Origin of the sequence: Mesorhizobium sp. INR15 (genome assembly GCF_015500075.1) — a bacterium.
In the GTDB taxonomy this organism is placed as follows: domain Bacteria; phylum Pseudomonadota; class Alphaproteobacteria; order Rhizobiales; family Rhizobiaceae; genus Mesorhizobium.
In genome coordinates, this window is sequence record NZ_CP045496.1 from 5,221,924 (window position 1) to 5,242,216 (window position 20,293).

Consider the following 20,293-nt stretch of genomic DNA (forward strand, 5'->3'; position numbering starts at 1 on the left):
AGGTATGGCGTGAAAACCGTATTGGCAAAAATGACATCTTTGATATCATTGTTGCCATGAATATCTCTGTACTCGTTCTCGATGGCGCCTTCGATACCGGCCTCGCCACGGTGCTCGACGTTTTCGGCACTGCCAACGAACTGGCCGGGCTTTTGCCGGCGCCGCCAAGCCGCTTCAGCACGACCATTGTCGGAGTCAGGGACACGGTGCTTACGGCGCAAGGCCTGCAGGTTCCGGTGACGGCGATCGGCAGCGAGCCGGCGCCGGATTGGTTGCTCATTCCGGCACTCGGCCAGAAGATGCCTGAACCGCTTGGCCAAGCACTGCTCAGGCCGGATGTCACCGAGGCGGTCGCGGCATTGCTCGGTGCGGCCGCAACCGGCACGCGCATTGGTGCCGCCTGCATCGGCACCTTTGTGCTGGCGGAGACAGGTCTGCTCGACCAGCGACCGTCGACCACGACATGGTGGCTGGCGCCGATGTTCAGGCAACGCTACCCGCGGGTGCGGCTCGACGCGGCACGCATGCTGGTCAATGATGGTCAATTCGTCACCGCCGGGGCAGCGCTCGGCCATATAGACCTCGCCCTGATGGTGGTCCGGCAGACGAGCCCGGAACTTGCGGCGCTGACGGCGAAATACCTGATCGTCGACAGCCGGCCACTGCAATCGGCCTATGCGATCTCCGACCATCTCGCTCATTCGAACCCGCTAGTCGAGCGCTTCGAGCGTTGGGCGCGCGACCATCTTGCCGTCGGTTTCAACCTCGATGAGGCGGCCGCGGCCCTTGGTGCCAGCAAGCGTACGCTGGCACGGCGCGTCAACGACGTGCTCGGCAAGACACCACTGTCCTATTTCCAGGATTTGCGAGTCGAGCAGGCAGTGCATCTGCTCAAGACGACATCCAACAGCGTCGACCATATTGCCGCCAAGGTGGGTTATGGCGACGGCGTGACGCTGCGCAATCTGTTACGGCGGCGGCTGCGCAAGGGTGTCCGCGAAATCCGTGCCACGAACTGATCTGCTGACGGCGAAATTCGCCCTCTCGTATGGCTGCCGAATCCGCCTATAATGGCGTCATGCCCATCCGCCAGCTTTCCGAAACGATGATCAACCAGATCGCCGCCGGCGAAGTCATCGAGCGTCCGGCCAGCGTGGTCAAGGAACTGGTCGAGAATGCGTTGGACGCCGGTGCGGCGCGCGTCGAGATCGCCACAGCCGGCGGCGGGTTGAGCCTCATCCGCGTCACCGACGATGGCTCCGGCATTCCGGAAAAAGAACTGGCACTGGCGATCGCCCGCCACTGCACTTCGAAACTCGCTGAAAATATCCACGACATCCGCTCGCTCGGCTTTCGCGGCGAGGCGCTGCCGTCGATCGGCTCGGTGTCGCGGCTGTCGATCCGCTCGCGCACCGCGGCAGGCGACAGCGCCGCCGAGATCGGCATCGAGGGCGGCCGTGTTTCGGCGGTGAAGCCGGCAGCGGCCAATCGTGGCACCACCGTCGAGGTGCGAGACCTGTTCTTCGCCACGCCGGCAAGGCTCAAATTCATGAAAGGCGAACGCGCCGAGAGCTCAGCCACCAGCGACGTGGTCAAGCGCATCGCCATCGCCTTCCCCGCCGTTCGCTTTACACTCTCGGGTTCCGATCGTTCGACGCTGGAACTGCCAGCGACCGAGGACAGCCCGGACGGGCGGCTGCGGCGCATCGCGCAAGTGATGGGCACCGACTTCCCCGACAATGCCATCGCTATCGATGCCGCGCGCGAAGGCGTGCATCTTTCCGGGTATGTCTCGATCCCATCCTTCACCCGCGCCAACGCGCTGCAGCAATATGCCTATGTCAACGGGAGGCCGGTGCGCGACAAGCTGATTGCCGGCGCTATTCGCGGCGCTTTCGCCGACGTTCTGCCGCGCGACCGCCATGCGGTGACGGTGCTGTTCCTGACGCTTGATCCGGCCATCGTCGACGTCAACGTCCATCCGGCCAAGGCCGACGTGCGGTTCCGCGACCCAGGCCTGGTGCGTGGGCTGATCGTCGGCTCCATACGCCAGGCATTGGCCGATGCCGGCATCCGCGCCGCCACCACCGGAGCCGCGGGCATGATGGCGGCGTTCCGGCCAGGGGCAGCCTCCTATGGTCACGGCGGGCCCGCCAATGGCCATCGCAGTTACGAAGCGGCCTACCACGCCTCCGGCTCCGCCAATTTCGATGCCGCCCGCTCGCCGCAGCGGCCGCTCGACATGGGTTTCGAAGGCGCTGGCTTCGACCAGCGCGGCCTGCGCGAAAATGAACAGGCCGCGTTCGATGCCGGGCCGATGGCCAGTGCCGACACGCGCGCCGGCCAGAGCGAAGCGAATGAGACCTTGCTCGGCACGGTGCTGGGTGCGGCACGCGCCCAGGTGCATGAGAACTACATCGTCGCCCAGACCAGGGATTCGCTTGTCATCGTCGACCAGCACGCGGCGCATGAGCGGCTGGTCTACGAGGCGCTGAAGAATGCGCTGCATTCGCGGCCGGTGCCGTCACAGATGCTGCTTCTCCCTGAAATCATTGACCTGCCAGAAGAGGATGCCGAGCGCCTGGCGCTGCACTCGGAGACGCTGGCGCGCTTCGGCCTTGGCATCGAGCGTTTTGGTCCCGGAGCCGTTGCCGTGCGCGAAACGCCATCGATGCTGGGCGAAACCGACGTCCAGCAACTGGTGCGCGACCTCGCCGACGAGATCGCCGACAACGATACGGTCGACACGCTGAAGGAGCGTCTGGACAAGATCGCCGCGACCATGGCCTGCCACGGCTCGGTCCGCTCCGGCCGCCTGCTCAGGCCCGAGGAGATGAATGCGCTGTTGCGCCAGATGGAGGCGACGCCGGGTTCCGGCACCTGCAATCATGGCCGCCCGACCTATATCGAACTCAAGCTCGCGGATATCGAAAGGCTGTTTGGCAGGCGGTAGAGCCTCAAAGTGGATCTTCCACAAAAAAGGAGCCTGATCGCCGCGGCTCCTTTTTTGATTCAGGAATGGATCGCAGGCCTCTGAACTACCTCTTCAAATTCACCACGATCACACCGCCGAGCGCGAGCGCGCCGCCGATCAGGCCGAGCAGCGTCGGCACTTCGCCGAGCCAGAAGAAACCGATCAGGGCGGACATCGGCGACACCAGGTAGAGAAAATTCGAGGCGCGTGCGGCCGGCAGGCGCGAGAGCGCGGTCGCCCAGGCGGCATAGGCGATCAAACTTGGCACGATACCGAGGAAGACGACGGCGCCGAGGCCGGCCGTGTTGGCGGCAGCGGCCTGCTGCAGAGCGGTAGGCAGGAAGGGCGACAGGCAGAGCGCGCCAAGCACCATGTTCGAAGCCGCTATGGTCAGCGGGTGATGACGGGCAAACAGCGGCTTCTGCACAATGGTGTTGACTGCCGAGCAAAGCGCCGACCCCAGCACCAACAGTGCGCCGGCGTTGAAGTGCAGGCCGTGCCCGTCGGCGACCGCGATAATGCCGATACCGGCAAAGGAAATCACCGTGCCGGCCCAGGCCATGGCCGAAAAACGTTCGCCCAGCAGCGCCATCGCCATGATGGCGGTGAAGATCGGGCTAACATTGATGATGAAACCGGCGGCACCGGCCGAAACGGTCAGCTCGCCGAAATTGAGCATGGCCGTGTAGAGCGCGACGAAAATGGCGCCGCCAAAGGCGAACCGCCACAACTCGCCGAACTTGGGCAGCGCCGGGCGCTTGACGGCGAGGAAGATCGCCGCCGGCACGGCCGCGATGCCGAAACGCAGGGCGCCAAGTTCCAGTGGACCGAAGGCGGCCAGACCGGCGCGGATTGCTGGAAATGCAGAAGCCCAGCCGACCACGGTCAATGCCACCGCGATGGCAGCTGCTGTATCCATCCGCTGTGTCGGATTCAACGTACCAGTCGTTGCGCTCATCTCACCGCCCTCGTATTCCTGCATCTCGGAGTGTAGAAAGCGCCAATCCGCGCGCATTGACAAACGACCAAATCAAGGTTCACCTGTGAGCATGGATCACAGCTCAGAGACGATGCTGCCGCTTGAAACGCTGCGCGCCTTCGACGCGGCGGCGCGAACCGGCAGTTTTTCCGCCGCAGCCGAGAAGCTCAACCTCACCCATGGTGCGGTTAGCCGGCAGATCGCCAAGCTGGAAGACTGGCTTGGGCTGAAAGTGTTCGATCGCGGCGCGCGCGGCGTGTCGCTGACGATCGAGGGCAACCGGCTGCATTTGCGCACGGCGGAAGCCTTCGCGCTGATATCGAGCCATTCCGACCGCTGGGTCGAGCCGCGTGGCACCGCTGTGGTAAGGCTGACTTCGATCCCCTCGATCAGCGGCCTGTGGCTGATGCCGCGCATGGCCACGCTGGAAAACAGTCCCTCCAAGCTGCGCATCGTGCTTGAGGTCGATATTCGTCAGGCAGATCTCGCCGACGAAGGCATGGACCTGTCGATCCGTTGCGGGCGCGGGCGCATTGCCAACCGCGTCTCGGTGCAATTGTTCGAGGAGTATGTATTCCCGATCGCCTCGCCGGGCCTGGCAGCCGACATCGGACGCGGCGATCCAGCGCGGCTGCTCAAATTTCCGCTTATTCATGATTCCGACGCGTCCGGCTGGCGCGCCTGGTTCGCGGCTCAGGACGTGGATTACCGCCCACGCCCGCAGGACCGCCGCTTCGAGGATTACAATCTGGTGCTCGACGCCGCTGCCCACGGCCTCGGGATCGCGCTTGCACGGCCGCCGCTGACCGAACATCAAATGATGGCGGGCCGCATTGTCCCCGTCGACGACCGCATCGTGCTGAATCCCGTGTCTTACTGGCTCGACCGTCCAATCGGGCGACCACGCGCCGCAGCCGCGGACCTGTCGCGGCGCATCGCGGCGCAGGCCGGCCTCCCATCAGAAAAGATCGAGCAATTCATCGAGGCCGAGAGCTAGCCAAGGATTCGCAGCGCCAAAGCGAATGCAGTCCCTCCCAGCAAGCCAGCCATTATCGAAACCAAGCCGATCTTGAGCAGCAAACCCTCGGGGTTTGGTGGTGCCATACCGTGCGGCTGGCCGGCCATATTCCCTCGGCCGCTCGCGACATTCTGGTTCGACGCTCGAAGCGAAACCGGAACGTGTTGCGCACCAGGCGACGGCCATGGCACTGCCGCGGGCCTGGCGAATCCGTTGTCATCGGCTTTCGGCGGGGGCACCATGGGGCGTTGAGGCGTTTCGCCGTCCGACGACGATCTCTTTCCCACGATCGCGGATACCGCTGCATCTTTGGCTGGATCGTCGCCAAGCTCTGTCGAAGCCACATATGCCTGGAGAATGCCCATCGAAGGCATCTGCTGCGATCTGACGGCCATCTGTGCCGCAGGCAGAGCCGACAGCGCGGGTGCTGTCTGCTGCGCAAGCAATGATGGTGCTGGCGGCTGCACCAACTCCTTGATGAGCGCGGTGATCGCCGGATCGGCTTTCGCCGATGGTATGGCTTGCGGCGTGATCGCCTCTCTCAACACCGAAGTCAGGCGGCCAGAAGAAATGTCCATGCTATCCCTGCAAAGCTCGTTTTCTTGTCCATCGATAACGCCTCAGCGTTGCGCCAAGCTTGACCTTGCCCACAATTTGTGGCGATGAAATCGTCATGAAGTTCGGCGCCACCCCATGATGAACCGCTTCGAAGGCCCTGGCGGCAAGGAAGCCCGTATCCGCTATCTCGATGGTGACTTCCAGGTCACCAGTCCAGGAGCCTTCGTGCGCTGCGCGGTAACCGGCGAAAGCATTCCCCTGGATGAGCTCAAATACTGGAGCGTCGCCAGGCAGGAACCCTATGTCAGCGCAACCGCCTCGTTGCGCCGCGAGATCGAAGCGAACCCGGAATTGCGCAAGCGGCGTTAGCCCCGGTTCTGGAGGACCGGCGGCGGAATGACTCCGCTATTGGATTCGTTCCCCCGTCAACTTGCGCGGTTGATGTATGCGTTTTTCGTCTCTCAGAGACACGTCGGATTGAATTATGGAAAGCGTTTGCGCGCTTTGGCTGTCGCTATTGTTTTCCCATTGCCATCGAGCGCTTTCACGGAGATCTCATAGGTATGTGGTTGCGGCGGACAGGGGCCACGATAGCTGAAAGCACCGTAGGCTAGAGACTTCTGCCCCCCGAAAACGACAGTGCCGCCTCCGTGAGTGAAGTCGATGGCGTCTAAATCGACCATTTTGAACTGTAGCTTCTTAGTTTCCGCAGGAACGCCGGAGAGCGTGATCGGGGGTGATTTTGGGTCAAAGCACTTCGCTGTTGGTCCCCAACTAAAATTCATTCCCATGTTGGCGGACGCAGCGGTAGTCATTGCAACGGCAAAGCCGCAGGCCAGTACTATTCGCAAGAACCCCTCCCAATCTCATGCTCGAATGACTGTCCGACCACTTAATCGACCAATTTCTTTTTGTCACCCCTTCAGCTTGCGCTGGCGCCAGGCATCCAGAGTCTCGCCGATGATGCGTTCCGGGACGTGATCGAGCCCGAAGACGGTGTCGATCTCCAGTACATCCAGCCGATCGAGAAAACCCGGTGGTGACGCGCCATGGCGCAGGCGCGCGGCATCCTTGGCGGTGGTGATGAGGCCAAGCCCGGCACCGTCAGCCGTCACCGCCAATTCGACAAGCTCGTCCTCGGCATAGAAATGATGGTCTGGAAACGGACGCTTCAACGCAACCTCGCCGCCGGCCTCGCGCACCGTATCGAAGAATTTCTCGGGATGGCCAATGCCGGCAAAGGCGAGGAACCGCCTGCCTGCCAAACCCGCCTTGTTGCTTGGCTCGGTACGCGCCTCGAAGATTGGCCGCCCGGCGCGCGCGGCCTGCCGAACCACGGGGTCGGCGGCAGTGCCCTCGCCCATCTTCAACAAGCCGCTGGTGAAGACCAGTTGATCAACGACCTTGGCCCGGAGTGGTCCACCGGGGATGACGCGACCGTTGCCGATGCCGTAGCGGGCGTCAACCACAACCAATGCATAATCGATGTGGATTCGCGCGCTCTGGAATCCGTCGTCCATGATGAGGAAGTCGCAGCCATGCCGCTCCAACAGCAGCCGGGCGCCCGCGGCCCGGTTCGGGGTCACCGCCACCGGCGCGTGCTCGGCCAGGAGCAGCGGCTCATCGCCGACATGCTTGGCGCTGTCATGTTGAAGATCAACGACATGTGGTTGGGCGAACGAGCCGCCGTGGCCGCGCGACAGGAATCCGGGATTGAGCCGCATGCGCTTGGCCTGCTTTGCCAACGCTATGGCCACCGGCGTCTTGCCGGTACCGCCGACCGTGAAATTGCCGATGCAAAGCACCGGCGCTTCCATCTTTTCGCGCAAGGCCGACCGCATGAGGCGGCCGGCGACAAGACCATAAAGTGCAGACAGCGGCGATAGCGCCAGCACCCGCCAGTCCGGCTCTTGCCACCAGAAGGGCGGGGCTTCGGAGGCCACGCTAGCGGCCATTCGCGCCCTTCAGGCGCGACTTGACGATCAACGGCTGGATATAGGGTTCGAGCGATTTCAGCGTCCGCGCCAGCGCGCCGCGCATCTCGTCGACGGTCGCGGCCCCCGCGGCCATCATCTCGTGGCGTGCCACCTCGTTGCTCAACAGGAAATTGACGGCGCCGGCCAGCATGTCACGGTCGCGCACCAGCTTGGCGCCGCCGCTGTCGATCAGGCGTTGATAGGCTTCACGGAAATTCTGCACATTGCGGCCGGCAAGCACGGCCGTGTCGAGCATGGCCGGCTCCAGTGGGTTCTGGCCACCTTCCGAGGTCAGCGAGCGGCCAACGAAAGCGATCTCCGTCAGCCTGAGATACAACCCCATCTCGCCGATCGTATCGCCGAGCAATATGTCGGTGTCGGCAGCCACACGGTCACCCTTGCTGCGCCGCGCGACTTTCAGGCCCATGCCGGAAATCTGCGCGGCGAGCGCGTCGGCGCGGTCAGGATGGCGCGGAACGATGATGGTCAAAAGACCGTGGTGACGCTTGTGCAGCGTTGCGTGCACCTCGCTGGCGACAACTTCCTCGCCATCATGGGTCGAGATTGCCGCCCAGGTCGGGCGCGTGCCGATCTGACGCCTGAGCGTCGCAAGCGCCCGTTCATCGACCGGCGGCGGCGACGTGTCGACCTTGAGATTGCCCGACACGGTGACCGGGCGGGCACCGAGCGACAGGAACCGCTCACCATCGACATCCGACTGGGCCACGACGTGTGCCAGGTTCTCGAACAATGCCTCCGCGATGTTGGCGCGCTTTTTCCACGACTTGAAGGAACGGTCGGACAGGCGGCCATTGACCAGGACCTGCGGCACGCGGCGCGCGCCAAGTTCCAGGATGGTCATCGGCCAGATTTCCGATTCGGCGATGATCGCCAGATCGGGCTGCCAATGGTCTAGAAAGCGGCTGACGGCGGGTTTCAGGTCGAGCGGCACATATTGGTGGATGATGCGGTCGCCCAGCCGCTCATCCGCGACTTGCGCCGAGGTTACCGTGCCGGTGGTCAGCACGATATTGACGCCATAGTCGAGAATGCTCTCGACCAATGGAACGACAGCGATGGTTTCGCCAACGCTTGCCGCGTGAATCCAGATCACCGGCCCTTCGGGGCGCTGACGGCCGGCAACACCATAGCGCTCGCGGCGCCGGTTGCGGTCTTCCTTGCCCCTGGAGGTGCGCCAGGCAACATAAGGCCCAACCAACGGATAGGCGGCGGCGCCCGCGAAGCGGTACGCCGACAGCATGGCTCGTGCCCAGCGCTCGCTCATCGCGGGCCGTCCACGAGGCGGTAGGCCTCTGCGGTCGCGGCGTTCAGCGCGGTGGTGATCTCGAGGCGCTTGCGTTCCATCTCCGCTTCATCGGCATCGGAGGGCACGAAGATCGGCGCGCCGATGACGATCGAGGAACGGCCGAAAGGCAGGTTGATCGTGGTCTTGTCCCAGCTCTTCTCCAGCACCTTGCGGCGGCTGGTGGTGATGGCGACAGGCAGCAGCGGCCGGCCGGAAAGACGTGCCAGGAGAACAATGCCGAGCCCTGCGTCGCGAGGCGTGCCGTGAGGAATATCGGCGATCATGGCCACGTTTTTGCCGGCGACGAGCGACTTTTTCAGGGCGATCAGCGCCTTGGCGCCTCCCTTGTCGAGATGCCTGGCGTTTTCACGTCCGCCTGACCCTCGCACAGCCTCAATACCGAACTTCTCCAGCATCAGTGCATTGAGCTCGGCATCGGCGCTGCGCGACACCATGGCGACCAGCGGCTTGCGCTTGGGATAATAGGCCGGCGTGAGAAGATGCTGGCCGTGCCACAGCGCAATGATGCCTGGTTCGAATTGCGCATAGGCGCCGCCCGAAAACCGCGCCGAGCCGTCAACAACGCGATTGGTCAGGCGTACAAACCGTACGAACTGGGCAAACAGGCTGGCGATGGCGTTCTTGACGAATCGCGACTGCGCCAGCGGTTGGCGAATCCGGCGCCAGAAAGCCTTCGTCTTGGCACTGCCGCCCCTGCCCGAAGGCGCAGCCTGCGTGGCCGGCTCGTTCGCCAAATCCTGGTCCATCGACGTCAACCGGCGGCCTTGTTGTCTGGGTCCAGCAACCGGTGCAGATGAACGACGAAATAACGCATATGGGCATTGTCCACGCTGGCTTGCGCCTTGGCTTTCCAAGCCGTGTGCGCGGATTGGTAGTCTGGAAAGACACCGACGATGTCGAGGCCCTCGAGATCGCGGAATTCGGTACCGCCAAGCTTCTTCAGTTCGCCCCCGAACACCAGATGCAAAAGCTGTTTCTTTCCGTCTTCCGCGGCCATGTCGGTCCTTCACATATTGTGAGTTTGTGACAGGTCTAGACCAAAGCCGTCGACTTTGGAACCATTGATCGTCGGTTCAACTGTCAAGTCCTGCAATCACCGAGGCGATGACGCCGAGCAGTTCACCGCTGCCGGCAGCCAATGCGCCGTGACGAATCACCTCACCGGCATAAAGCGGCGCGCGGCCTTGCTGGTCGAGCAATTGGCCGCCGGCCTCGCGCAAGATCAGATCCGCCGCCGCGATGTCCCAGTCATGCGCGTTCGGCTTGACGAAGGTCGCGTCCAGCGCGCCGTTGGCGACCATCGCCAGCCGATAGGCGAGCGATGGGATATGGGCTCCGCGCTTCAGCCGGGACTGCCACTCCGCCGGCAGCCGGTCGATCAATTGCTTCGGCCCGGAAATTTCCGCCAATTCCGGCAATTGACGCACGGCGATGCGCTTGCCGTTGCGGAAAGCGCCCTCACCCGGCACTGCCCAATAGGTCTCTTCCATGGCCGGGCATTCCAGCACGCCGGCGAGCGTGCGGCCGTTCTCGACCACCGCGACGCTGACACACCAGGTGCGCAGGCCCTCGAGGAAACCGCGCGTGCCATCGATCGGGTCGACAACGAAAGTTCGGCGAGCTGAGAGCCGCGCTGGATCGTCAACCGTCTCTTCCGACAGCCAGCCATAGTCCGGCCGCGCCGCCAGCAAGGTCTTGTGCAAATAGGCGTCGGCGGCGTGGTCGGCTTCACTGACCGGCGAGGTGCCGCCCTTCATCCAGACTTGCGGGCTGTTGCCGAAATAACGCATGGCGATGACGCCGGCCTCGCGGGCGGCGTCGCGCAGCAGCGGCAGATCCTGCGCCGCTTCGACAGTCGTGATCGGATCAGGCACCTGCAAGGGTCATGCCTTCGATCAGCAGCGTCGGCGCTGCGGTGCCGAAATTGCGGTCAAGGTCGCTGGCCGGCACCATGTTAAGAAACATAGCCTTCAGGTTGGAGGCGATGGTGACCTCCGCAACGGGATAGGCAAGCTCGCCATTTTCAATCCAGAAACCGGAAGCGCCACGGCTGTATTCGCCGGTTATCATGTCAACGCCCTGGCCGAACACTTCGGTGACATAGAAGCCGGTCTTGAGCGACTTGATCAGTTCCTCCGGCGAGCGTTCACCCGGTTCGATCGCCAAGTTGGTCGAGGACGGCGAGACGGAAGAGCCGCCACGCGCGCCGCGCCCGTTGGTGACGAGCCCGAGTTCCCGAGCCGCCGAAGTCGACAGGAACCAGTGGTTGAGCACTCCCTTTTCGACCATGAACAATTTTTCGCCTTCGATGCCTTCGCCGTCGAACGGGCGGGAAGCCTGGCCACGGCGGCGAAGCGGCTCATCGGTAACGGTGATCGAGGCAGCCGCCACCTGCTTGCCCATCATGTCGCGCAGGAAGGAGGTCTTGCGTGCCACCGAGGCGCCGTTGATAGCGCCAGCAAGATGACCGGCGATACCGCGCGCCACACGCGGATCAAACACCACGTCGACCGGACCGGTCGCGGCCTTGCGCGCGCCAATGCGGCGGACCGCGCGCTCGCCGGCCTTGCGACCAATGTCTTCGGGCGCATCGAGGTCAGCAAAATGCTGGCGTGAGGAGAATTCGTAATCGCGTTCCATGCCTGTGCCCTCGCCGGCAATGACGCTGACCGAACGCGAGAAGCGGGAGCCGACATAGTGGCCGAGAAATCCGTGCGAAGTGGCCAACACCAGTCCGCCAAGCCCGGTGCTGGCGCCGCTGCCGGCCGAATTGGTCACGCCCTTGACGGCGAGAGCCGCGGCTTCGGCGGCAAGAGCGGCTTCCTTCAACTGATCGGCGGAAACCTCGGTGGCATCGAACAGGTCGAGATCGCGCGTCTGTTTGGCCAGCAACGCCGGATCGGCCAGGCCCTGATAGGGATCCTCCGGCGAGACCTTTGCCATCGCGACGGCACGTTCGGCCAGAGCCTTCGGATCGGATGCGGCCGTTGCCGAGACGCTGGCAACCCGCTTGCCGACAAAGACGCGCAGCGCGACATCCTCGCTCTCGGAGGACTCGGTGCCTTCCACCTTGCCGAGGCGCACCGACACGCCAGTCGAACGGCCGCGCACCGCAACCGCGTCGGCGGCATCGGCGCCGGCACGTTTGGCAGCCTCGACCAGAGCCGCGACGCGGTCGGTCAATTTTGCTGCGTCGAGCGTATCGGTCATGCGTATGATCCCTACTTTCCGGCCTGCTTCAGGCGCTGGCCGCTGCGCACCATCTATTGTTCCGGCCCGGCTTGTGCAATGGCATGGGCATCAATCAGAATGCATCGGTCCTACCTCCCCACACCAAGCCGAGGCATCTCGGCCCGGTTCGCCGCCTCCCAGGAGCACTCGCAATGACGCCTTTCCATCTCGCCTTCCCGGTCCGTGATCTCGATGAAACACGCACTTTCTATGGCGAGGTGCTGGGCTGCGCCATCGGCCGCTCATCGACGACCTGGGTCGATTTCGACCTGTTCGGCCACCAGATGTCGGCGCATTTGCGGCCACAGGCCGCTCAAGCCGCCAGCGACGGCAAGGTCGACGGCATCCTGGTGCCGATCCCGCATTTCGGAGCGGTGCTGCTGATGGACGACTGGGAGCGGCTCGCCAAGCGGCTCGAGGCACGCGACGACATCGACTGGCTGGAAAAGCCGATGGTGCGCTTCAAGGGCGAACCCGGCGAACAGGCAACATTGTTCATCCGCGATCCCTCCGGCAACGCCCTTGAATTCAAGGGCTTCCGCTCACTGGAGCAGATTTTCGCGCATTGAGAGCTATGAACCCGCGACGGGCGTCCAGATCACGTCCTCGATCTTCTGTGAGCCCGTCGCCAGCATCACCAGCCGGTCAAAGCCGAGCGCGATGCCGCTCGCTTGCGGCATGATGGCAAGGGCCGCGAGAAAGTCCTCGTCCAGGGGATAGCGTTCGCCATAGATGCGCTGCTTCTCGTCCATCTCCAGGGTGAAACGCCGGCGCTGCTCGGCGGCATCGGTCAGTTCGCCAAAGCCGTTGGCGAGTTCGACACCGCAGCAATAAAGTTCGAACCGCTCGGCGACACGCGGATCGCGCGCGGACGGGCGAGCCAATGCCGCCTCGGCCACCGGATATTCGCACAGGATGGTCGCCAGCCCCTGCCCGAAGAACGGCTCGACCTTTTCCACCATGACGCGGCTGAACAGGTCGGCCCAGCTGTCGTCCGGCGCTGTGCGCAGCCCGGCTTTGGTCAAGGCCGCGTAGAGCGCCTCACGGTCGGTGCCGCCGTCGTCGGCGACGGTGCTCAGGAGGTCGATGCCGGCGTAACGGGTAAAAGCATCAGCCACGGTCAACCGTTCGGGTTCGGCGAAAGGATCGCAGTCACGGTTGCGGAAGGAAAAGCGCTTTGCCCCTGCCCGCTCGGCGGCCAGCGCCAGCATTGCCGCGCAGTCCAGCATCAGGCTTTCATAGGTCTCGCCGACCCGGTACCACTCCAGCATGGTGAATTCGGGATGGTGCAAGGGGCCGCGCTCGCGGTTGCGATAGACCGGGCCAAAGCTGAAGATCCGCTGTTCGCCAGCGGCAAGCAGCTTCTTGCAGGCGAATTCGGGCGAGGTGTGCAGATAAAGCGGCTGGCGCGACCCATCCGGCCCGATCACTTCGCTGGCAAAAGCCGACAGATGCGTCTCGTTGCCGGGCGAGACCTGCAAGGCAGCGGCCTCTACCTCGACAAAATCGCGGCGAGAAAACCAGTCGCGCAAGGCAGCGGCAATGCCATTGCGCAGCATCAGTCGGGGGCGGCGATCGGCGTGGACATGAGGCGTCCACCAGGGCGAAGGGTTGGTCATGAGCCTGTACCAATGGTGAATTGGGCTGGCGGGATCGCCCAAGATGCGCTACGGCGCAGCAGGACGGCTTTCGCAGCCGATTGTGACAATCAACGATTTCAGGATGTAAAGCCGTGGTGAAAGTTATCGCCAGTTCGCTCCGCAAAGGCAATGTCGTCGACAAGGACGGCAAGCTCTATGTGATCCTCTTTGCCGAAAACATCCACCCAGGCAAGGGCACGCCGGTGACGCAGCTGGATATGCGCCGCATTGGCGACGGGGTGAAAGTGTCGGAGCGCTACCGCACCACCGAGCAGGTCGAGCGCGCCTATGTGGAAGAGCGCGAGCACACGTTCCTCTACCACGACGGCGAAGGGTTTCACTTCATGAACCCGGAAAGCTACGACCAGGTGGCGGTGTCGGAAGCCGTGGTCGGCGACATGGCGCCTTACCTGCTGGAAGGCATGGCCGTGCAGGTCTCGCAGTTCAATGGCATTGCCATTTCCCTGGTGCTGCCGCAGCGCGCCACCTTCGAAGTGGTGGAAACCGAGCCGACGACCAAGGGCCAGACGGCTTCGTCTTCCTACAAGCCGGCAGTGCTTTCCAATGGCGTACGCACACTGGTGCCGCCGCACATCGCGCCGGGCACCCGCGTGGTGGTGATGACCGCCGACGGGGCGTATGTGGAACGCGCCAAGGACTGACCGGTCCACAAACCCGCTTCACGCCCGGCCATTCGGCCTGGCTTGGCCCGCACCCAGACTGACAGCGTTCGGATAGCCGTGCGTAACACGGAGCGATCGGTCATGAGCGCTCGACGGTCCGCGATCAGGTTGATAAGCCCTGTCGCCAAGGAGAGTCGAGAACCATGACCGTTGCGATCGAAATGGGACAGACAACGGCGGGCACGCCGGCGGCTCTGGACCTTGAGGAATTGCTGGCGACCCGCCTGCTGGTGCAGGGCAATTCCGGTTCCGGCAAATCCCACCTGCTGCGACGGCTGCTCGAACAGAGCGCGCCCTGGGTGCAACAGACCATCATCGACCCCGAAGGTGATTTCGTGACGCTGGGTGAGCGTTTCGGCCATCTGGTGATCGATGCCGAGGCGCATACCGAGCGCGGCCTGCAGAGCGCCGGCGAACGGGCGCGCATCCACCGCGTTTCCACGGTGCTCAATCTCGAAGGGCTCGACGCCGAGAACCAGATGCGGCGGGCCGCAGCCTTTCTCGGCGGACTTTTCGAGGTCGCCCGCGACCACTGGTATCCGATGCTGGTGGTGGTGGATGAAGCGCAGCTGTTCGCGCCCGCAATCGCTGGCGAGGTTTCTGACGAGGCGCGCAAACTCTCGCTTGGCGCCATGACCAACCTGATGTGCCGGGGCCGCAAACGTGGGCTTGCGGGCATAATCGCGACCCAGCGGCTGGCCAAGCTCGCCAAGAACGTCGCGGCAGAGGCTTCCAACTTCCTCATGGGCCGCACCTTCCTGGACATCGACATGGCGCGCGCCGCCGATCTTCTCGGCATGGAGCGGCGGCAGGCCGAGTCGTTCCGCGATCTCGAACGCGGACAATTCATGGCACTGGGCCCGGCACTTTCCCGACGTCCCCTGGGGCTGCGGATCGGCCCGACCGATACGGCGCCGCGCAACGCGACACCCCGCCTTATGCCGCTGCCGGAATCGGCGCTGGAAGACGCGCGCGCCATCATCCTGGCTGCTCCGCCGCCGGAGACCGCCCGGGCCCCGCGCCGATCGTCGCCGGACCTGCTCGATCAACTCATGGCGGCGAAGTCCGCGCCGATGGAGATCCGCCCCGAACCGGTGGAGCCGCCGCTCAGTGCGGAGGATCTCGCGGCGCGGCGCGACCGGATGGACCGTATTCTGCGCGCCGTGCTGGCGGAACCCGATGCGGGTTTCCGCGTCATCGGCGTCCTCTATCAGGAGTTCGTCGTCCGCTGCCGGATAGAGGGTCTCGCATCAGCCATACCGGACCTGGGTGGGTTCCGGCGCTTGCTGACACGGGCCCGCGCCGGACTTGGCTCCGAAATGGCCGAGGATGTCGCATGGCAGGATGTCTCGGCCCGCGCCTCGCTTCTGCCCGAGGATATGCAAGGCGTCTTCATGATGATCGCCCGCGCCGCCAAGGAAGGCTGGCCATGCCCCAGCGATGCCGCGATTGCCCGCGCCTACGGTTCGCACTCGATGCGCCGGGCACGGCGTCTGCTCACCTACATCGAGGAGCAAGGCCTCATCGTCTGCCAGCTTGACGGGATCGGCCGGCGCACCGTGACACTGGTTGAACTGGCTTGGGCGACAGCGCCTGGTGACCCCAATGCCGAGGACCTGCCGGCGGAGCAGGACGGCATTCGCGCCGACCTGTCATAGGGTCGCGGAACAGACGTCAGCGCCAACCCATGGCCGGAGCAACGTGGGTCAGGATGCTCTCGATGACGTGCGCGTTGTAATCGACGCCAAGCTGATTGGGGACGGTCAGGAGCAATGTATCGGCCTCGGCGATAGCTTCGTCCTGCTTCAATTGCTCGATAAGAAGTTCCGGTTCGGCGGCGTAGCCACGGCCAAACACGGCGCGTTTCTCCGGCTCGATATAACCGAAATGATCCTCGCTGTCGTTGTCGCCGAAATAGGCGCGGTCGCGGTCATTCACCAGCGCGAAGATGCTGCGGCTCACCGACACCCGAGGCTGGTGTGCGTGCCCGGCCGCGGCCCAGGCCGAGCGGAAGGCGCGAATCTGTTCGGCCTGCTGGATATGCAGGGGCTGACCACTCTCATCGAATTTGAGCGTCGAACTCTGCAGGTTCATGCCGGCTTTCGCTGCCCATTCCGCCGTTGCGTTGGTGGCGGCGCCCCACCAGATCCGATCGCGCAAACCCGGCGCGTGCGGCTCAAGGCGCAGCAGTCCAGGCGGATTTGGAAACATTGGCCGAGGGTTCGGCTGCGCGAAACCTTGTCCGCGCAGAATCTCCAGAAGCACCTCGGCGTGGCGCCTGGCCATATCGGCGTCGGACTGACCTTCCGGCGGAGCGAAACCGAAGTAGCGCCAGCCGTCGATCACCTGCTCGGGCGAGCCACGGCTGATGCCGAGCTGCAGACGGCCGCCGGCGATCAGATCGGCGGCGCCCGCGTCCTCCGCCATGTAGAGCGGGTTCTCGTAGCGCATGTCGATGACCGCCGTGCCGATCTCGATTCGGCTGGTCTTGGCGCCGATTGCCGCCAGCAGCGGGAACGGCGACGCCAGTTGCCGGGCAAAATGATGCACGCGGAAATAGGCGCCATCCGCACCCAATTCCTCGGCGGCGACGGCCAGGTCAATCGACTGCAGAAGCGCGTCGGATGCCGACCGTGTTTGCGACTGGGACGAGGGCGACCAATGCCCGAACGACAGGAAACCGATTTTCTTCATGGCAAGCGATTTAGCACGTGCGGGTTATGCCGCAAGGCAAAGAATGAGGCGTCGCGCGGACAACCTGGTCCACTGCTATTTCGTCCTAGGTCAAGCAGGTCGTTCAGTCGGCCACCACCACGCGGCTTCTCCCCGCCCGCATCGGTGACTCGTCAGCCACCCCAGCCGCCGCCGCCAGACGAGCCTCCACTGCCCCCGCTGCCCCCGTTGCCTCCGCCCAGAACGGGGATGACCGGCGGCTTTTCGGATATCTCACCGGCCGGCTTTATCACCTTCTTGGCGGCCACCTTCTTATATTTGACCACCTTTGCCGGGGGCGTGGTGTGAACGATCTTCCGGTGTTTCACCGGCGGTTCGGTCGCTTCAATTCTGGGCGCCATAGACATGCAGCCGGTAAGCCCCATGATCGCGCCAGATAGAACAGTCGCGATGATTGATTGCTTCAATGCCTTGCCCATCATTGCCTCCTGATTGCTCAAAACAGATCCCTGCGCGGGTTCGCTTCTTCCCATACCGCCCTGGCTGCAACGACCAGTTGAGTGTCCAGCGAACCGGACGTCGAGATTTTCGACTTGAGCTCCTGGCGCAACTGCTTCAGCGCCGCCGTTTTGGTCTTCACGCCGAATTTCGCGAGGCTCGCCGGGGCGCCGGGGATCTCCTTGCGAAGATCAAGTGCGACGGCGAATGCGAGGAAGCGGACAGCAATGACCTGGTCGGCCTTGTCGCCCTTGGCCAATTCGAGGGCCGCCCGATCATAGGCACCGGACTGATCGCCCCGCGCCGTCGCCATCTCGAACAGTCTTTGCGCTTCGGCAAGATTCTGGTCGACGCCGATACCGTCCCGGTACATGCGCGCGAGGCTCGCGGGTGCATAGGGCTGGCCAAGGTCGATCGCCTTCTGGAAGAGCGGCAGCGCCATTTTCGGGTCTTTGCCGACACCCTGACCGCTGAGGTAATTGCGGCCGAGCAGGTTCATCGAATACATGTCTTGCCGCTCCACGCCGGCCCGCAAAAAGGCTACGGCCCGGGCAGCATCGGCGGGCACGCCATTGCGGCCCTCCGTGAAGATCGCGGCAAGATCATTCATGGCATAGGTGTGCCCCATCGCGGCCGCCTTCAGCAGCAGGTCCAGCCCCTGGCCTGTATCAGGCTTCACACCGTAGCCATTGAACAAGGCACGGCCCCACGCCGTCATCCCGTAGGGATCGCCCTTGTCCGATGCCTGCTTGTAGAAATCGTTGGCCCGCGAGCGGTCGATGGCCATTCCACTGCCAGTCGCGTTGAAGTAGCCGAGTTCGTACACGGCGCGAACATGGCCCTTGTCCGCTGCCTCCTTGATGATTGCCTTGGCCTTGTCGAGCTTGCCGGCCGCAAGCAGGGCGCGCCCGAGTTCATAGCGAAAGCGCGGGACTGCGGGATATGCTTTGACCGCGGCCTCGCACACCCCCACCGCATCAGTGCCGATTTCGTTTGGAAGCCGGCCCGGCACAACCCCTTGCAGGTCGAGAGGCTCGCCGGCAGCGGTGTCGCAGGGATCGACGCTGGGGGCAAACTTGACCTTGGCGGACTCGGCGGTCCCGCTGTCCACCCGGATGTCGAAAGCGACCTCCACGGTGCCGCCGGCACCAATCTGGGGTTCGAAGCGCAATCCGTCGAATTCGTTGGCCATCAGGCTCGATTGAGGTGACAGGATTCTGTCCGGTAGCGAGAGCGTTCCGGTTGCCGGATAGCTTGCAACCTTCAGGCTGACCGCCGGATCCTGGGTCGGGAAATCCAGCTTCAACGGAACCGGGCCGACGCCGACGGGAACGCTGATCTCGCGGTTGTTGATCGCTTCGGCGGCGCCAGTGATGTGAATGCCCCGCTCCAGCACCTGCTGTTTCTGCTCGGCTTCGAGGGACGCCACGACCTGTTCGCCATCGCCGCCCTTGACGCGGAAGACCAGCATTCCCTTGGTTTCACCGCCCCAATTGTCACGTGCGGTATAGGCCAGCATGTCCATGTCTTCCTGGGCATTGCTCTGCTTGGGCACATCCATCTGCAGGTGCGGCAGGTCACTGCCCTGGATCGGTTCGCCCGCCCCGACAACCTTGCCATTCAGCATCAATCGCCCGATCGTGGGCGGCCTTTCGATGCTGACGGTGATTGTTCCGCCGTCGACTTCAACCGGTTCCGGAAGGTTCAAAGCGACCGGCCCGACCCCTGCTGGCACGACCTTTTCCAACACAGGCGGCAGCGAGGGGCGGCTGATGCGGCGGACCAAAACCACGTCGTCTATCAGCGAAGAATTTTCCCAGGGGACCTGCATGCCGTTGGTGGCTTCCACCACATCCCGGCGCACGGCTGCCATCACCGAGTGGATTTCCTGGTTCGGGGCAAGCGCGCGCCGCGAAAACGCTGAGGAAAAGGGGCTCAGGTCGTCAGTACCATCATAGGCAACCGCGCCCGGCTCAGTGGCAAAAGCGATCAGTGTGTTCAGCGAGCTTTTGACCTGAGCAAGACCACCGGTATCGCCTGCGGTAATCAGCTGGTCCTTCAGCCAATAGTCCTTGCGTGGGAATGGATTGTTGCGGCAGGCGTCAAGCAGGACGATCTGAACCTTTGATTTCGAACGCATCTGCTGCAGCACATCATCCAGCTTGATTGTCTGAACCTCGACGTCAGCCGCCTCCTTCAGCGAGGCATCAATGGGGATCAGGAAATTTTGCCCGCCGATCTGAAATCCGTGACCGGAATAGTAGACGACAGCCAGATCGGCACCATCCAAGGCAGCGAGATAGTCGCGGAACTGGTCTTCGAATTGCAGCTTGGTCAGGTCGGCGGCAACAAACACCTCGAAACCCGCCAGCCGAAACGTATTGGCCACATCGACAATATCCTTCGCCGGGTTCTTCAGGGGCGGAACGATCCGGTAATGGGAATTGCCGATCACCAGGGCGACCCGCCGTTCAGCGGCGGAGGCATCGAAGATCGTGAGCATGGCAAAGAGGAAGCCTGCAATGATTCCGCAACGTCGGAGCATGGCAATTCCCTCAATCGGGGCGACCAAGCGACCACAGGGATCAAGCTTGCTGTGGCAAGGTCCGTTACAGTGCGAGGCAATCCGCCGAGAAAAGCCGTGTTGACAGCGGGCGGAAGCCTCAGGACTAGCGCGATGCAAATTATATCAGCGGCGGAGCGTCTGCAATCATCATCAGAATCAAATGTCTGTCA

Annotated in this window: 20 protein-coding genes; 8 read left to right on the plus strand and 12 right to left on the minus strand. The window is 63.5% G+C overall.

Going from position 1 to position 20,293, the window contains the following annotated elements:
- The first annotated feature begins 56 nt into the window (after positions 1 to 56).
- Positions 57 to 1,019 carry a GlxA family transcriptional regulator gene (locus GA829_RS25500; protein ID WP_195175353.1) on the plus strand — a complete coding sequence of 321 codons (963 nt, stop codon included), beginning with the start codon at positions 57 to 59 and terminating at the stop codon, positions 1,017 to 1,019.
- A gap of 59 nt (positions 1,020 to 1,078) precedes the next feature.
- Positions 1,079 to 2,953: a DNA mismatch repair endonuclease MutL gene (mutL, locus tag GA829_RS25505; RefSeq protein WP_195179804.1), complete on the plus strand. Its 1,875-nt coding sequence runs from the start codon at positions 1,079 to 1,081 to the stop codon at positions 2,951 to 2,953.
- A gap of 85 nt (positions 2,954 to 3,038) precedes the next feature.
- On the opposite strand, the gene GA829_RS25510 is transcribed toward mutL, so the two are convergent.
- Complete coding sequence (locus GA829_RS25510; protein ID WP_195175354.1) at positions 3,039 to 3,932, minus strand: DMT family transporter; 894 nt, start codon at positions 3,930 to 3,932, stop codon at positions 3,039 to 3,041.
- 91 nt (positions 3,933 to 4,023) lie between these two features.
- Here GA829_RS25510 and GA829_RS25515 point away from each other — a divergent pair, with 91 nt between their 5' ends.
- The 3 genes from GA829_RS25515 to GA829_RS25525 all read left to right on the plus strand — a co-directional run bounded on the left by GA829_RS25515 (position 4,024) and on the right by GA829_RS25525 (position 5,898).
- Entirely contained in the window at positions 4,024 to 4,950 is a 927-nt protein-coding gene (locus tag GA829_RS25515; protein ID WP_258051911.1) for a LysR family transcriptional regulator, read from the plus strand.
- Between the two features lie 378 nt (positions 4,951 to 5,328).
- On the plus strand, positions 5,329 to 5,637 hold the full coding sequence (locus tag GA829_RS25520) for a hypothetical protein (protein ID WP_195175355.1): 309 nt from the start codon (positions 5,329 to 5,331) through the stop codon (positions 5,635 to 5,637).
- Between the two features lie 27 nt (positions 5,638 to 5,664).
- Positions 5,665 to 5,898, plus strand: a complete 234-nt coding sequence (locus GA829_RS25525; RefSeq protein WP_195175356.1) for a DUF2093 domain-containing protein — start codon at positions 5,665 to 5,667, stop codon at positions 5,896 to 5,898.
- Between the two features lie 113 nt (positions 5,899 to 6,011).
- Here the strand turns inward: GA829_RS25525 and GA829_RS25530 are convergent, their stop codons facing one another.
- The 7 genes from GA829_RS25530 to GA829_RS25560 all read right to left on the minus strand — a co-directional run bounded on the left by GA829_RS25530 (position 6,012) and on the right by GA829_RS25560 (position 12,042).
- Positions 6,012 to 6,380: a YbhB/YbcL family Raf kinase inhibitor-like protein gene (locus GA829_RS25530; RefSeq protein WP_258051912.1), complete on the minus strand. Its 369-nt coding sequence runs from the start codon at positions 6,378 to 6,380 to the stop codon at positions 6,012 to 6,014.
- 63 nt (positions 6,381 to 6,443) lie between these two features.
- On the minus strand, positions 6,444 to 7,472 hold the full coding sequence (lpxK, locus tag GA829_RS25535) for a tetraacyldisaccharide 4'-kinase (RefSeq protein ID WP_195179807.1): 1,029 nt from the start codon (positions 7,470 to 7,472) through the stop codon (positions 6,444 to 6,446).
- A gap of 1 nt (position 7,473) precedes the next feature.
- On the minus strand, positions 7,474 to 8,790 hold the full coding sequence (gene waaA, locus GA829_RS25540; protein WP_195175357.1) for a lipid IV(A) 3-deoxy-D-manno-octulosonic acid transferase: 1,317 nt from the start codon (positions 8,788 to 8,790) through the stop codon (positions 7,474 to 7,476).
- Entirely contained in the window at positions 8,787 to 9,578 is a 792-nt protein-coding gene (locus GA829_RS25545; RefSeq protein WP_195175358.1) for a lysophospholipid acyltransferase family protein, read from the minus strand. Before GA829_RS25545 ends, waaA begins: the two co-directional genes overlap by 4 nt.
- Positions 9,579 to 9,583: 5 nt before the next feature.
- On the minus strand, positions 9,584 to 9,829 hold the full coding sequence (locus GA829_RS25550; RefSeq protein WP_195175359.1) for a DUF4170 domain-containing protein: 246 nt from the start codon (positions 9,827 to 9,829) through the stop codon (positions 9,584 to 9,586).
- A 76-nt stretch (positions 9,830 to 9,905) separates the two neighbouring features.
- Complete coding sequence (locus GA829_RS25555; RefSeq protein ID WP_374940367.1) at positions 9,906 to 10,706, minus strand: 3'(2'),5'-bisphosphate nucleotidase CysQ; 801 nt, start codon at positions 10,704 to 10,706, stop codon at positions 9,906 to 9,908.
- Positions 10,699 to 12,042 (minus strand): TldD/PmbA family protein, encoded by a 1,344-nt coding sequence (locus tag GA829_RS25560; protein ID WP_195175361.1) that lies wholly within the window; start codon positions 12,040 to 12,042, stop codon positions 10,699 to 10,701. The genes GA829_RS25555 and GA829_RS25560 overlap by 8 nt, the downstream gene beginning before the upstream one ends.
- 173 nt (positions 12,043 to 12,215) lie before the next feature.
- On the opposite strand from GA829_RS25560, the gene GA829_RS25565 reads away from it, so the two are divergent.
- On the plus strand, positions 12,216 to 12,632 hold the full coding sequence (locus GA829_RS25565; protein WP_195175362.1) for a VOC family protein: 417 nt from the start codon (positions 12,216 to 12,218) through the stop codon (positions 12,630 to 12,632).
- A gap of 3 nt (positions 12,633 to 12,635) precedes the next feature.
- Here GA829_RS25565 and epmA read toward each other — a convergent pair whose 3' ends face one another.
- Positions 12,636 to 13,682, minus strand: a complete 1,047-nt coding sequence (epmA, locus tag GA829_RS25570; protein ID WP_195175363.1) for an EF-P lysine aminoacylase EpmA — start codon at positions 13,680 to 13,682, stop codon at positions 12,636 to 12,638.
- Between the two features lie 113 nt (positions 13,683 to 13,795).
- Here epmA and efp point away from each other — a divergent pair, with 113 nt between their 5' ends.
- Together efp and GA829_RS25580 are read left to right on the plus strand one after the other, a co-directional pair.
- Complete coding sequence (gene efp / locus GA829_RS25575; protein ID WP_195175364.1) at positions 13,796 to 14,365, plus strand: elongation factor P; 570 nt, start codon at positions 13,796 to 13,798, stop codon at positions 14,363 to 14,365.
- A gap of 164 nt (positions 14,366 to 14,529) precedes the next feature.
- Positions 14,530 to 16,044: a helicase HerA domain-containing protein gene (locus GA829_RS25580; RefSeq protein WP_195175365.1), complete on the plus strand. Its 1,515-nt coding sequence runs from the start codon at positions 14,530 to 14,532 to the stop codon at positions 16,042 to 16,044.
- Positions 16,045 to 16,060: 16 nt separating this feature from the next.
- Here GA829_RS25580 and GA829_RS25585 read toward each other — a convergent pair whose 3' ends face one another.
- The 3 genes from GA829_RS25585 to GA829_RS25595 form a co-directional block, all read right to left on the minus strand.
- Positions 16,061 to 17,080 carry an LLM class flavin-dependent oxidoreductase gene (locus GA829_RS25585; RefSeq protein ID WP_195175366.1) on the minus strand — a complete coding sequence of 340 codons (1,020 nt, stop codon included), beginning with the start codon at positions 17,078 to 17,080 and terminating at the stop codon, positions 16,061 to 16,063.
- 152 nt (positions 17,081 to 17,232) lie between these two features.
- A complete protein-coding gene (locus GA829_RS25590) occupies positions 17,233 to 17,538 on the minus strand; it encodes a hypothetical protein (RefSeq protein WP_258051914.1) in 306 nt (101 codons plus the stop codon).
- A gap of 17 nt (positions 17,539 to 17,555) precedes the next feature.
- Positions 17,556 to 20,102 carry a caspase family protein gene (locus GA829_RS25595; protein ID WP_195175367.1) on the minus strand — a complete coding sequence of 849 codons (2,547 nt, stop codon included), beginning with the start codon at positions 20,100 to 20,102 and terminating at the stop codon, positions 17,556 to 17,558.
- Positions 20,103 to 20,293 lie beyond the last annotated feature (191 nt).